Raw genomic sequence first — 14,620 nt, 5'->3', positions numbered from 1 at the left:
CAATATAATGTCGTTAGTTAGCGCATGTTGCGATACATAAAGCGCATAAATGAAACAGGCAACAGATGAAATACAACTCGCGATGTAATTAATAAAATGTTTTTAACCGTAAGTTGTTTCAGAATTATCATGTATTTAAAGCGTAATCTCACTTCACTTATCGACTTTTTAAAGCCACGACGCCGCAAAATAGTATCTTCAGTCAGGCGGTAATCAAGTAACACCCTATCGACGTTGCCAAGCGTATAACCGCCTTTGATCAGCTCAAACCATAATGCCATATCTTCTGTGTAGGTGGTATGCGTAGGGTAACGATGGCCGCTTTCAAAAATGTGACGTCGGAAAATCACAGTTGGATGAATGAAAGGACATCTGGCAATACTGAATTTAACCAAATCCTCATGCGCTTTAGGAAGACATTTTTCTGTTAATGCATAGGTGCTACCGAACTCCTGACAATATGTTCCACAGAGATCAACCTCAGGGTGGTTCTCAAGGAAAGAAACCTGCTCGGACATTCTATTAACACGTGAAATATCATCGCTGTCCATTCTGGCAATGAAAGCGTAATCCTCCTTAAGAACGCAGTCGATAAGGGTATTGAGTCCATGAGCCAGTCCTTTATTTACCGGGCTGGTAGTCAACTTCACTTGATTAAAATGGAGATAATCTTGCAAAACAGTGTTAAGTTCAGAAGGGATTTCACCATCTTGATAAAGGAAAATGTCACATGGGTAGGTCTGATTTATCAGACTATCTAATGCCACTTTAAGTGCTTCCGGGTCATCAGATTTATAAATTGACATAATTACTGCAAGTTTACCAGTCATGCTATTACCTGATATGTTGTATCTGTTTTCGTCCCACATTAAAAACTTGCAATGTAATAATGACGAAAATAAAAACCACTAATGATTGAATGTAATTAATAAATGGAATAAACCAACCGTGGCATACCAGAAATAAACACATGAGCCAAGTTAATGTTAAAAAGTAACGATTGGACATTAACTTTCTGGAAAGGATTATACTAATGAAAACAAAGATTATCATCAATGTATAAACCAATATGCTGTAAAAACCGAAGAATGGAATATACCCCAAAAAACTGATGTGTGAAGACCAAGTATCTTGACCATTTATTGCCGTTGCCATAAAATCTTGTGGCGCCATACCTGTGGCAAAAAAATTCTCTCCAAAAACTCTTCTTAGTATTGCATCAATGAACCAGTATGAGGATAGGAAACTATATCCACTCACAGCGTTATTGTATGCATAAGATAAAGCAGCCCACTTTTCCATGATGAATTGTATATTAGCGACCATTTGAAAACGCTCAATACTTTTAAAGAAAAAATCAAAATATATATCTGTCGCACCGCCACCTAAATTACTCTGGAAAGTGTTAACTAATTCCATATTTTGTCGACCGCTACTGACAATTGCATATTTTAAAAACCTAATGACTGGATAAATTGCCAATCCTAATGCGGTGAACATAAATAGTTTCCTTCCGGAAACCCTAATCTGTTTAAGTTGAAGATAAACAATAAATAAGGCAAATAACGTCAAGATGTTAACTGTCTGAGCACTAACAATAACATAAACAACATATAAACACACATTCAATAATAATAACCTATTTACACGGCATGGTATTACTCTATAGAAAAGATAGATAAGTGCTAAGTTTACAGGTTGAAATATGGAGATTAAAAAGAAATAAAACTTAGAGCTACCGTCAGGCTCATCAAGCTTTAGCCCAGAGATTCCTACATTAAGGTTAATTGCTGCATAAATGGATAATACCAATAATACAAGTATAAAATAATCGAGGAGTTTGCTTCTGCAATATGTTAATTCTCTCACTCTTACTTTTTCAAAAAACGGAAACAAGAGTAATAGTACAAAATAAAAAATAGCGAGTACAAGTATAATGGCAATAATCATCAGGGTCGGTTCGGTAGGATATACCCCTTGAAAGTCCCCCCCCAGATTACCATCGTAAATAAAATAAATACCGCAAATTACGTTAAAGAAAATATAAATCTTTAAAAAGTACCTTCTTATCAGTAAGGCTTGATTTTGTTCATAAGACATATTAATTAAGCCTCAAATAAGCGTTTCCATTTCTCAGCAATGACATCAATTTTAAAGCGATATAAATATTCAGGGCATTTTCCTGACATCTCGTTTCGCAAAGCATCATTATTCAACAGAGTGGACAATTTACTGATGAACTGTTCTTCATCGCCGTTTTCTACCAGATAACCTGTTTCACCATCGACGATAACTTCGGAAGGCCCGCTGACATCGTAAGCAAGCGCGGGAAGTCCAAAGGCTTGTGCCTCTATTAGAACCATAGCCAATCCCTCATGGTATGAGGTCATTAATATAAGCTGGCTGTCATTGTAGATCTTTGCAATATCTGAGGTAAACGTTGATATTGTTGCATTCGCTATACCTACATTTTCTATTCTGTTACTTAAAGATTCTCTTAATGGCCCGCTACCAATTATCTCAAGACAATAAGGTGTATCCGGATGTTGTGTAACGAATTTTTTCCATATATTTAAAAGCCGATCAAAACCCTTAACCTGTACCAAACGCCCTACGGCGATTATTCTTTTAGTTCTTTGAGAGTAAGGAGCAGAAATAGTTTCATCAGAATAAGGAGAAGGATTAGGTATAATATTTACTTTAACATTATTCCAAGCTCGCGCATCACTCGCTGTCAGCACAACGATAGAGTGGGCAAACATTAAAGATAATTTTCGCCCCAGTCGAGCCCAGAGTGGTTTTCTGTCGAAGCTAGTATGATCGCAGCAAATGTATTTTAATCTATTTAAACATGCCGGCAGAAAAGACCACATAACACTTTCCATACCGTTAGCAATCAAAACATCAATTTTTTGTTTTTTCAAAAAAAAATAAAGTTTAGAAATTGCAAAGAGGGTCTTTATCTTTTTGATGATTTTATTATGCGTCGTGCTCTTATTAATAAAACCTTTGAAATTAACGTTCTTATTTAATTTATACGGCAATATACTGATATCATTACTATCTTTATAGAAAATGCTAACGATCCATATCTCGTAGCCATTAACGAAGTGATTAGAAAGCTCGGTAATGACACGTTGAATTCCACCTTCATCAGAAGCGTCTGTCAAGAAAAAACAAATTTTTTTCATTTCGCATCCAGATTATTTATTTAACATTGACTTAAGCTTATGAAAATAATTTAATAAAACGGGAAAAGCCTTGAATCTTAAATACAACTCCTGTTTTCTAGAAGAGTGTGGATGACAAGAGTAAGACTTTACCAGATATTTTTCAAAAGAGATATAATCTTTTCTAATAAGAAACTTAGTCGCAATATCGCAATAAATCCTTGAAAAGCGAAGATCATAAATCTTTTCGTACTCATCAAAATCTGCAATACTTAACTTAGTATATTTGATGATATTTTTCTGCGTTTCAATATTTTTGGTGAAATCCTTTTTGATAGCACTTGACCAAGAGTTATCAGCGAACAAACGATACACAGACATCGTAGAAGGTAAATATAACCCACCCGCCTCTTTCATTGCATAAAGTTCAATAAAGAGATCGCCAACAGGTGCATTTTCAAACCATGCCGGAAGCGATGCCACTACCTCTTTTTTGAACATATAGGAAGACGTTGGAGAGAATTGCCCATTTTTATTTAGAACATCCTCAACGTTGAAACGACGAACCAAATCACCTTTGTCAAAGCGCTTTACTTTGCTTCCATCTGGATTTAACGCAAAGGCAGGATGAAAGCAGAAGTTAATTTCTGGATGCAGAATCATCGCATCGTATTGTTTTTGGATTTTATTGGGATCCAGCCAATAATCATCGCCTTCACAAAAAGCTATATAACTTCCCTGCGCATGTGAAATGACATTTCTGATATTGCCATTTGCACCAAGATTTTTTTCAGCGGTAATAACTTTAACAATCCCTGGGAATTTTTCTTGATATTCATTGATGATAGTAAGTGTGCCATCGCCCCCCTTATCTTCACCAATTAATATTTCAAACGCAAAGTTTGTTCGCTGCGCTAAAAAACTGTCTATCGCTGCAGCGATATATTTTTCATGGTTATACGTTATACAGCAAATTGATACTTTAATCTCAAAACTTTGCCAATTTTTTTGAATCAATTCTTGGCTTTCGTTATACATCTGTTTTACCTGTCGGAGCACGTTGAATATCTTCATTTAACTGGGCTTCAAACTCTAAAAGTTTCCTGCTTCTTTCTCGTATTTTGCGCGCAGGATTACCAGCATATATTGAAAAGGTTTCACAGCTATTTTTAACCAATGAATGGGCACCAATTGCACATCCGTCATTCAGAGTTACTCCCGGTAAAACGATACTTCCTGAGCCAATAATGACATGTTTTCCTACGACAACCGAATCATGTGTGACATTTGTGAAATCCGTCGGTACCATAGGATTACTCATGTAATTTCCAGAGTAATCATCGTTACTAGCGTAAATAGAAACCCGTGATGAAATATTTGCAAAATCCATTAATGAAATTTTTCCGGCACCAATCAGGGAAGAATACACCGCTATATGAATGTAATTACCAATAAAAACGCCTCCTTCTCCTGCGGAAATAACACAGAAGTCGTCTATCCGGACATTGTTTCCGATATGGATTCTAGATACACCGTAGAATGACGCTTTCGTTGAGATAAGGACATTTTCCCCTACGGAGGCAAATCCCATCTGTTCAATTTCTTCACGGGTTAAGATAGCCATATTATCCTCGGATAATATTTATAATACGAGAAAAATCATTCTCATCCATTTCGTTAAAAATGGGCAGACACAGTACTTTATCCGAAACGGCATTAGACAAAGGCAGATTCTCAATAGCTGCTGATTCAATTCCGCGGTACATAGGCATGTTGCTGATCAAAGGATAGAAATAGCGACGCGATAAAATATTATTCTTTTTCAGTTCGAAATAGAGCTCATCCCTGGTCATGCGGAACTCAGGTTCAATGAGAACTGGGAAATATGAATAGTTACTGTTAGAGTGTTCAGAAGCTGCAGGAACAGTAATACCTTTGATTTGCGTAAGCTCCTGGCGATAAGCCAGATCAATCCTTCTACGCTGCTCAATGGCACTGTTGATATGTTTCAACTGAACTAAACCAAAAGCAGCATTGATCTCACTCATTTTACCGTTGATGCCCGGCGCAGTGACTGTTAACTCATCGGCAATACCAAAATTCTTCAATCTATCAATACGCTGCTTGGTCTTGGCATCTTGACAAATTATCGCACCGCCTTCAAAGGTGTTGAAGACCTTTGTAGCATGGAAACTTAGGATGGACATATCGCCATAGCGTAATATGCTCTGCCCCTTATAATTTACGCCAAATGCATGTGCAGCATCATAGATCACGCGAAGCCCGTAATTATCAGCAATTTCCTGAATTGCTTCTACTTCGCATGGGCTGGAATAGCAGTGCACGGGCATAATCGCGGTAGTATTAGGCGTAATAGCCGCTTCGATTTTCTTCGGGTCGATGTTGAACGTGTCGGGATCAATGTCGACGAATACCGGCTTCAGGCCGTTCCACAGAATAGAATGACTGGTGGCAATGAATGAGTACGGTGTGGTAATCACTTCACCCGAAATACGTAATGCCTGAAGTGCAGTGATTAACGCGATTGTTGCGTTATTAAAAAGAGAAATATAATCAACGCCTAAATACTCACACAATTCTTTTTCAAGCTGCTGATGGAATGGACCATTATTTGTTAACCACTTATTATCCCAGATTTTTTCAAGATAAGGAATAAATTCACTTAATTCAGGAAGAAAGGGTTGAGTCACTGGTATATTTTTCATTTAGTTTACTCTATTCTCTGATAGACAATACAATCTTAAATAAGTTTCTTTGCGTAAGGTAAATCATTCCAATATATATACCAGGCGCTAAAGTTAACATAATTATAATCTGCCAAATGTTTTGCGCTGATAGATTCATCGCAATAATTTTGGCAATAAAGCAAGAAAGCATAGTAATTAACCAGATAGGTGACACTTCTTTGAACTGTCGCCAGACCGTTAAACCAGTCAGTTTTCCGGTGTAATACGTATTTAATACGAGTGCAAAGTAAGAATGAATCAATAAACCAAAGCACATTATGTAAATGCTGTAATTCATTGTTACGGTAACGATTGAAATCCCAATGATTTTTTTAATTATTTCCAGCTTCAGGAACAAATCACTTCGACCTTTTACCTGTAAAACATTCAGATTTATGGCATGGATTGGATAAAGCATATAAGCAAGGGCAAGGATTGTTACAAGTCCTGCCGCTTCATGCCATTGCGAACCTAACACAAGTTGCAGCAAAGGTTGTGCGAGTATGGCAACACCGGCCATCAATGGAAAGATGAACAGCGCAGCCACTTTCATTGTGAGCAGGTAATATTCGTCCATCTTGTGACTATCTTCCTGCATATGACTAAACATAGGATAGGTTACGCGCTGAATAATATTAGTCATTGTCATGGCAGGAATGCTTGATACCTGGTTGGCCTGCGTAAACTGACCAACATTTTCAGCACTGAATTTCTTGCCAATGATGAGTTGATAGACATTATTATATGTCGTATCAAGTAACCCGGATACCAATAATTTACCGCCAAAACCAAACAGATAGTTAAATGATTTTTTTGAGAAAATTAGTGCTGGAACCCAACGTGTTATTATATTAAGAAACAATGCGCTCAAAACAGAGACAGACAGAGTTTGCGCAACCAGCGCCCACACACCATACCCTTTCCAGGCGAAAATCAACGCAACGCCCCCCCCCAGAATAACAGAGCAAATCGACGCTTTCGCTTGCGCTTTGAAGTTCATTGACACTGTCAAAATAGTTCTTGGCACAACTGAGAAGCTATTCGCTATTAATGATAAGCCAATGACTTTCGCTAATAACACTAATTCGGGTTGCTGATAAAAATTAGCGATATATCCTGCAGAAAAATACAGCAAAAGATAGCAACAGATAGCAACTATAATATTAAAATAGAATGCAGTCGAATAATCAGTATTCGTGCGATCGGTCTTTCTTATCAGTGCTGAACTGAAGCCGCTATCTATAAATACCTGACCTATTGCAATAAACATTGCTAACATTCCAATGAGACCAAAGGCTTTTGGCCCTAACAGACGAGCTAGAATCAGCATCAGAATGAGCTGAATGCCCTGAGAAAGTATTCGCTCTAGGGCACTCCATTTTAGACCATTGACTGTTTTATTTTTTAGTTCAGACACTATTTATTACTTAATAAGTTGGGACAGGTATTGGCCATATCCATTTTTGGACATTAAGGCAGCTTGTTTTAATACGTCTGCCTTAGCTAACCATCCATTGTTAAATGCAATCTCTTCAAGACAAGCGACTTTAAACCCCTGTCTAACTTCGATAGTCTCAACGAATTGAGCTGCTTGCAAAAGGCTTTCATGAGTCCCAGTGTCAAGCCAGGCAAAACCACGGCCCAGCATTTCAACCACAAGGTTACCCTTCTCAAGATACATTTGGTTGATTGACGTAATCTCAAGCTCACCACGTTCTGATGGTTTAACCTGTTTTGCGTATTCTACGACTTCGTTTGTATAAAAATAAAGCCCGGTAACTGCATAATTACTTTTTGGTTTAGCGGGCTTCTCTTCTATCGATAACACATTGCGATCCTCATCAAATTGGACAACGCCGAAACGCTCTGGATCTTTAACCTGATATCCAAACACCGTCGCCTTAGATGTCGCACGGACTGCAGCTTCTCTTAGTTTAGGAGAGAACCCTTGTCCATAAAAAATATTATCACCTAATACCAGACAAACAGAATCATTACCGATGAATTCTTCACCAATAATGAATGCTTGTGCCAATCCGTCTGGCGAAGGCTGAATTGCATACTGTAAATTCAAGCCCAGTTTTGCTCCATCATCCAGAAGACGTATAAACCCGTCCTGATCTTCGGGTGTCGTAATAATTAAAATATCTCTTATACCCGCAAGCATCAAAACTGATAATGGATAATAAATCATTGGTTTATCATAAATAGGTAATAATTGCTTCGAGACACCCATTGTAATAGGGTACAAACGCGTCCCCGATCCACCCGCAAGGATAATACCTTTCATTTTATACTAACCCCAGACGTTCACGTTGATAACTACCATCCTGCACTCGCATGCACCAACTTTTATTATTCAGATACCATTCAACAGTCTTACGTATTCCGCTTTCGAATGTCTCTTCAGGCTTCCAACCCAGCTCAACACCAATTTTATGCGCATCAATCGCGTAGCGGCGGTCATGCCCGGGGCGGTCAGCGACGTAAGTAATTTGATCGCGATAGGAAACTTCTTTCGGCACGATTTCATCCAGCAGATCGCAAATGGTGTGTACCACATCCAGATTCTGCTTTTCGTTATGCCCACCGATGTTATAAGTTTCACCCGGTTTACCCTGGGTTACAACGGTGTACAGCGCACGCGCATGGTCTTCAACATACAGCCAGTCACGGATCTGGTCGCCTTTGCCGTAAATTGGCAGCGCTTTACCGTCCAGCGCATTCAAAATCACCAACGGGATCAGCTTTTCAGGGAAGTGATACGGGCCATAATTATTTGAGCAGTTGGTCACGATTGTTGGGAAACCGTACGTACGCAGCCATGCGCGTACGAGGTGATCGCTGGACGCTTTAGAGGCGGAATACGGGCTACTTGGTGCATAGGCTGTGGTTTCGGTAAACAGCGGTAGCTCAGCAGACGCGGGATGTTCATCAGGATGCGGCAAATCACCGTACACTTCATCCGTAGAGATGTGGTGGAAACGAAACACCGCTTTGGCCGCGTCATCCAGCGTCAACCAGTAAGCTCGCGCGGCTTCCAGAAGGACATAGGTACCCACAATGTTGGTCTCAATAAACGCTGCGGGGCCGGTAATAGATCGGTCAACGTGACTCTCTGCCGCAAGGTGCATCACCGCATCCGGTTTGTGCTCGGCGAAAATACGATCCATAGCCGCCTTATCGCAAATATCCGCATGTTCAAAGACATAACGATCGCTACCATTAACGTCGGTCAGTGACTCCAGGTTACCTGCATACGTCAGTTTATCCACATTGACGACTGCATCCTGGGTATTTTTAATAATATGCCGCACCACCGCTGAGCCGATAAAACCGGCACCGCCGGTAACAAGAATTTTCACGTTAGCTCTTCCATCTATTGGGTATATCGAGATATTGATGCTCAGGAAACCGATTAAAAATATCGTTTTCAGAAATTTTGCACGCTACCGCCCCTGGCTTAACAGCTACCAGTGCACTGAGCGAATGTTGAAAAAAGGTTTTGGGAGTCTGATAACAGACAAAAACTGGCGTTAATTGTCATCCTAAATGGTCTTAGAAACAAGCACAAATCGTTACAAATCAGTCCACATTTGAATCAGATAACCCCATGTTATCATTATAATTAATAACAAAAAACGGCAGTCACCATTTTGGTTATGTTTTACATAGCCAAATGATAACTGCCGCTTATTCAAAAGACAGAGAGGAATCAGTCGTTAGCCAGCAACTTCTCAATCCGGCTTCTGAACTTCTGACCTTCCTTCAGGTTACGCAGGCCATACTTCACAAATGCCTGCATATAGCCCAGTTTCTTACCGCAGTCGTAGCTGTCACCGGTCATCAGCATCGCATCAACAGACTGCTTCTTAGCCAGTTCAGCAATCGCATCGGTCAACTGGATACGGTCCCAGGCACCCGGCTCGGTTTTTTCCAGCTCGGCCCAGATATCCGCGTTGAGAACATAACGGCCGACGGCCATCAGGTCAGAATCCAGCGTCTGCGGCTGATCCGGTTTCTCGATAAACTCAACGATACGGCTCACCTGCCCTTCCGTTTCCAGCGCTTCTTTAGTCTGGATAACAGAGTACTCGGAGAGATCGCCTTTCATGCGCTTAGCAAGTACCTGGCTACGGCCCGTTTCGTTGAAGCGCGCCACCATTGCCGCAAGGTTGTAACGCAGCGGATCGGCAGATGCGCTGTCGATAATGATATCCGGCAGTACAACGATGAACGGGTTGTCACCCACGACCGGGCGTGCGCAAAGAATGGAGTGGCCCAGACCCAGCGGCTGCGCCTGACGCACGTTCATGATAGTTACGCCAGGAGGACAGATAGACTGCACTTCAGCCAGCAGCTGGCGTTTTACGCGCTGCTCAAGCAACGCTTCGAGTTCGTAAGAGGTGTCGAAGTGGTTTTCTACCGCATTCTTGGAGGAGTGCGTAACCAGGACGATTTCTTTGATCCCTGCAGCAACAATTTCATCGACAATGTATTGAATCATCGGTTTGTCGACAATCGGCAGCATCTCTTTAGGAATGGCTTTTGTGGCTGGCAACATATGCATGCCCAGGCCTGCTACCGGAATGACTGCTTTCAAATTAATCATTATTTCTTCCACCTTAAAATGGTTGACGAATTATAGCTCTTTAACCTGTTTTCGCCAGCATGATTTGCCGTGATTCTTATATGATGTTAGGGGACCACATCACAAAAAACAGTAGTTGTAATCTGAATAGATCGCGTTTCTGTGCCAGGAATAGTCGCAAAAAAAGACAATTGTCGATTATCTGTGCGGGAGCGCAAAATTCAGCCGCTCCGTATTCACCACCTGCTGGTCCACGCGGTCAATATCCACGGAGCTCTGCCCTTTCTCATTCACAGCCTTGATGTTCGCCAGCGACAGTAAGGTCTCATCTTTAGCCATAAACTTGCCTCGGACATCCTTACGCAGGTCGAAATTCATCTTCAGCGCCGGGCCGACGGCAGCTTCCTGCATCACGTTGATATTACGCAAGAAGAGGTGTTGCGGTTTGTTGTGCAACTCAAGCGTTGCCCGCTGCATCTCAACGTTGGTGATGGCCACAAAGGAGGTGGCGTTGCCGGATGAAATTTGTATTCCGCGCAGTTTGTACGCAAGCTGGCGATTATCCAGGCGAATGTCGTTCAGCTTAAAGTTCTGAGGTATCGAGAGATAGTCACCTTTTATTACACCGTAGCCGATCAGCATGCCAGCACTATTGACCATATCGACATTATCAATAATGAAATTATCACAGCCATAAATGGCTACCGTGGCGTTGTCTATTCCCGCCTTCTTGCTGAAGTCAGGAGTGATATTCTTGGCCTTAATATTGCGAATAATAAAGTGCTTACCGTTTTCGACGTGGACTAACTGACGACAGTTGCTGCCGGTGATATTTGCCACCACGAAGTTCTTCACGGTTTGCTTTTCCGGATAATCGTTGTCGTAGGTGCTGCCGGCGAGACCAATGCCGATGCCCCAGTTGATCTTGCCGTTCGTACAGTTAATGTTGTCAATCACATGATCGGAGATCAGGATGTTACGGTCATTAATGGCGACGTTCCACTCAATCGCGTCGCCCTGGAGATGGCTGAATTTACTGTTAGTGATGCGCGCGCCATCTATCTGATTATGGAATCCCTGGCGCAGGATGGCGTAGTTCGCCTGGCTTACGCTGATGTTATCAATCAGCAGGTTGCGCATGACGCGCGGCTTTTTGCCGCCAATGTAGATCTGCGTCACCGGTCCAAAGCCGCTCATTGCCAGCCCTTTAATCACACAGTCTGAACCGCGAATGTCCAGCGTAATGTTCTCCGTGCGGCCGTCACCTTCACCAATCACTTTACTGCCTTCCTGCAGCACGAAGCGTCCGCGACCATTGCCCGTTAACGCACCGCGGATCAGCAGCGTTTTACCGTCAGGAATGAAAATGCCCGTATTGATGTTTTTACAGGTGAGCCCGGCAGGGACAACAACGGTGTCGCCTTCGTTAAACGCCTGCTTAAAGGCGGCGATCCAGTCGTTGTTATTGTACTGGTTAACAGAGACCGTCTTTCCGGTTGCCGCCCGCGCAATGCGGGACGACAGCAGCGGCGTAGCCGCCAGGACGGATAAAGAAGAGACAAAGGTGCGTCGGGTAATCTTTTTCAGCATACAACCTCGGCGTTACAACGTTTGCAGCAGGCTCGCTAACTGGCGATTAATCACCTGCTGGTTAAAATCTGCTTCAACTTTTTGTCGGGCGTTGTGGATAACGGGCTCCAGCGCCTGTTGGTCGATGCCGCTAAATTCGGCTAAACGATCCGCAAGGGCCATCGCATTATTCTCCGGTACCAGCCAGCCGGAGTAATTAGACTTGATTAACTCCGGGATCCCGCTGTGCAGGGTCGACACCACCGGAATACCGACGGCCATCGCCTCCATTAACGCAACCGGGATCCCCTCCATATCGCCATCGGCGCCGGTCACGGAAGGCAGCAGGAATACATCCGCCTCATCCAGCATGGCCTTCACCTCGTGGCTTGGCTTAAAACCTGGCATCTCCACGTAATCTTCCAGCTGATACTGTTCGATAAGCGTGCGAAGACGACGCTCCCACGGGCCAATACCGAGAATGCGATAGCGGAAATCCACGCCGCGCGCTCGCAGCTGGCGGCAGGCTTCGATGGCCACGTGCAGACCTTTTTTCTCCGTCAGACGCGCAACAGAGATTATCTGCAGCGGTTTTCCCGGCACCTTGACCGGGCGGCGGGTAAAGCGCTCTAAATCCACGCCCATACGCGAAACGGTGATTTTTTCCTGCGGACAGCCCATGTTTTTCAGACGCCCGGCCCACAGGTCGCTGATGGGCAGCATCATGTCGCCACGGCGGAAAAGCTGCTGATACTCCGGCGTGTAGTGGTTCAATACCTCGCGGCTGGAGATGTCGATACCGTGGAAGATGGTCGCAATCTTACCGTCAATCACCCCCAGCTCACGCAGTTTGGCGGCGGTCACGCCCGCCGGGCCAAAGTGAGCAATAAACACATCGGCGCGGTACGGCTGCGCCGTTTGACCACAAATGGCAGACAGGATCAGGTTGCGAGATTCCGCGCCATAGCGGGAAACATTCAGCGCGCGCCAGGTCGACGCACGATGGATCCCGCGTAAGGTCTGGCTGGCCCGGTGGCGCAGCTTATTTACTCTTCCTGAGGGCTCGTCCTGCAGCCAGCGGGTTTTCGCCTCCAGCCCATACTGCGTATACGCCGCATGGGTATTTTGTGTATCGCCCTTTTGCAGGGCGATGATCTCCACGTCGTATCCCATATCGATAAACGCGGTGATTTGGTTCAGCACAAAGGTTTCAGACGACAGCGGAAATTTCAGTAAGAAGAAACCAACCTTCATTTCCCCTCCCGGACGCGGTCGAGCACCGATTTCACCATCCCAATTCCCTTCTCGCGCTCGGCTTTCACCGCGACGGCCAGGCGTTCATTGATGGCAGGCAATTGCCCCAGGGTATCGCCCACCATCGCGCCAAGCGAACCATCCAGTAGATGACGAATATCAACGGCCATTTCAGGCATGCCAAGCTGCTGCATAATACCGGCTGACTTGTGCTCGTAGTTAATCGCAATGGCCGGCGTGCCAAAGTTCATCGAAATGATCGCCGAGTGCAGACGCGTGCCCACGGTGAGGTCACAGGCTGAGAGCAATTTGCCCATCTCGAGGTCGTTCAGTTCGTCCATTACTACGTGATAACGGGACGGATCGTTTACCAGGTTGCGCAGGTTCAGCGCCACCATGCGGTCATCTTTGTTATAGCTGTCGATGCCGGTACAGGTTGAAAGCGCCAGCACCTGGTATCCGCTGTCCAGCACACGGTTAACCACGTCAGCAAACGCTTTCTCATACGCCGCCTGGGTGGTGCCTAAACGTTTATCAAACGGTGCAAGTTCGCGCAGGGTGATGGCGACCGTTTTCTGTTTCGCCGCCACGTCCAGCCAGTGCTGCACTGCGTAGCTCGCCTGGAAACTGTCGTCCTGATGATCCACCAGCCAGGCGGTGTCCACCCCGTGTTCGACTTTAGAGGTGTCAATCTCGCTGCGTTTCATCATATCGAGGCTTACCGACTCACGCAGGATCAGGGCATCGCAGTGGCCGAAGACATAGTTTGCCAGCTGGTTAAACTGCGGATCCTGGAACGGCCCGACGCTGTGACCAATCATAAACAGCGGTTTTTTCGCCATGAATGTGCAAAGTGCGTGCTCAAACTGAGGCACACCGTAAAGATCGACGAAGAACGATCCGCCGACCTGAATAATGGCGTCGTAGCCCGACAGCAGTCGAACGAAATCCGTGAAGCCCTGAGCAATGGCGATGTTACGCAGCTTGCCGGTATCAGTTACACGGGACAGCAACACCTGGTGCTGATAGCGACGGCGCAGAACTTTCTTCACGCGTCCCATCACGCCGGCGGCGTTGTTGTGCTGCTTCATCTGGCTGTAGAGCGGGTCGCCCATTACCGGGCGGTTCAATAACCAGGAAGAGCTGACCGGATAACGGCTCATCACGTCCACTTCAGTCTCAGGCTTAAGGGTGTTAATCGCATCCAATAAACCGCGCAGAATGGCGCTGTCGCCACGGTTGCCGCAGGTATGGTTGCCAAGAATAAGTAATTTCATAATGGCCTCTTA

General features: G+C 44.1%; 13 protein-coding genes. All 13 read right to left on the bottom strand.

The window, feature by feature from the left end; all coding sequences use genetic code 11:
- Positions 1–17: 17 nt before the first annotated feature.
- Positions 18–830: a glycosyltransferase gene (locus ACMVME_RS07915; protein WP_068794785.1), complete on the bottom strand. Its 813-nt coding sequence runs from the start codon at positions 828–830 to the stop codon at positions 18–20.
- A gap of 4 nt (positions 831–834) precedes the next feature.
- Positions 835–2,100, bottom strand: coding sequence for an oligosaccharide repeat unit polymerase (gene wzy / locus ACMVME_RS07910; RefSeq protein ID WP_068794786.1), 1,266 nt, complete (start codon positions 2,098–2,100; stop codon positions 835–837).
- 5 nt (positions 2,101–2,105) lie between these two features.
- Positions 2,106–3,191 carry a glycosyltransferase family 4 protein gene (locus ACMVME_RS07905; protein ID WP_068794787.1) on the bottom strand — a complete coding sequence of 362 codons (1,086 nt, stop codon included), beginning with the start codon at positions 3,189–3,191 and terminating at the stop codon, positions 2,106–2,108.
- Between the two features lie 12 nt (positions 3,192–3,203).
- Positions 3,204–4,208, bottom strand: a complete 1,005-nt coding sequence (locus ACMVME_RS07900) for a glycosyltransferase family 2 protein (RefSeq protein WP_074439215.1) — start codon at positions 4,206–4,208, stop codon at positions 3,204–3,206.
- Complete coding sequence (locus ACMVME_RS07895; protein WP_074439216.1) at positions 4,201–4,794, bottom strand: acyltransferase; 594 nt, start codon at positions 4,792–4,794, stop codon at positions 4,201–4,203. Before ACMVME_RS07895 ends, ACMVME_RS07900 begins: the two co-directional genes overlap by 8 nt.
- A 1-nt stretch (position 4,795) precedes the next feature.
- Entirely contained in the window at positions 4,796–5,896 is a 1,101-nt protein-coding gene (gene vioA / locus ACMVME_RS07890) for a dTDP-4-amino-4,6-dideoxy-D-glucose aminotransferase VioA (protein WP_068794789.1), read from the bottom strand.
- Positions 5,897–5,906: 10 nt separating this feature from the next.
- Positions 5,907–7,334, bottom strand: coding sequence for a lipopolysaccharide biosynthesis protein (locus ACMVME_RS07885; RefSeq protein ID WP_068794790.1), 1,428 nt, complete (start codon positions 7,332–7,334; stop codon positions 5,907–5,909).
- Between the two features lie 6 nt (positions 7,335–7,340).
- Positions 7,341–8,207 carry a glucose-1-phosphate thymidylyltransferase RfbA gene (rfbA, locus tag ACMVME_RS07880; RefSeq protein ID WP_068794791.1) on the bottom strand — a complete coding sequence of 289 codons (867 nt, stop codon included), beginning with the start codon at positions 8,205–8,207 and terminating at the stop codon, positions 7,341–7,343.
- A 1-nt stretch (position 8,208) separates the two neighbouring features.
- A complete protein-coding gene (gene rfbB, locus ACMVME_RS07875) occupies positions 8,209–9,282 on the bottom strand; it encodes a dTDP-glucose 4,6-dehydratase (RefSeq protein WP_068794792.1) in 1,074 nt (357 codons plus the stop codon).
- Positions 9,283–9,632: 350 nt separating this feature from the next.
- Positions 9,633–10,529, bottom strand: a complete 897-nt coding sequence (gene galF / locus ACMVME_RS07870; RefSeq protein ID WP_020883269.1) for a GalU regulator GalF — start codon at positions 10,527–10,529, stop codon at positions 9,633–9,635.
- 177 nt (positions 10,530–10,706) lie between these two features.
- Positions 10,707–12,098 carry a colanic acid biosynthesis protein WcaM gene (gene wcaM / locus ACMVME_RS07865; RefSeq protein ID WP_025203690.1) on the bottom strand — a complete coding sequence of 464 codons (1,392 nt, stop codon included), beginning with the start codon at positions 12,096–12,098 and terminating at the stop codon, positions 10,707–10,709.
- Positions 12,099–12,110: 12 nt separating this feature from the next.
- Entirely contained in the window at positions 12,111–13,331 is a 1,221-nt protein-coding gene (gene wcaL, locus ACMVME_RS07860) for a colanic acid biosynthesis glycosyltransferase WcaL (protein ID WP_068794793.1), read from the bottom strand.
- Positions 13,328–14,608 (bottom strand): colanic acid biosynthesis pyruvyl transferase WcaK, encoded by a 1,281-nt coding sequence (gene wcaK / locus ACMVME_RS07855; RefSeq protein WP_024908095.1) that lies wholly within the window; start codon positions 14,606–14,608, stop codon positions 13,328–13,330. Before wcaK ends, wcaL begins: the two co-directional genes overlap by 4 nt.
- Positions 14,609–14,620: the final 12 nt, after the last annotated feature.

Source organism: Enterobacter cloacae complex sp. 2024EL-00711 (assembly GCF_047529885.1).
GTDB lineage: Bacteria > Pseudomonadota > Gammaproteobacteria > Enterobacterales > Enterobacteriaceae > Enterobacter > Enterobacter ludwigii.
Note: the sequence above shows the minus strand (reverse complement) of the source record. Positions and strands in the feature narration are given on the sequence as shown.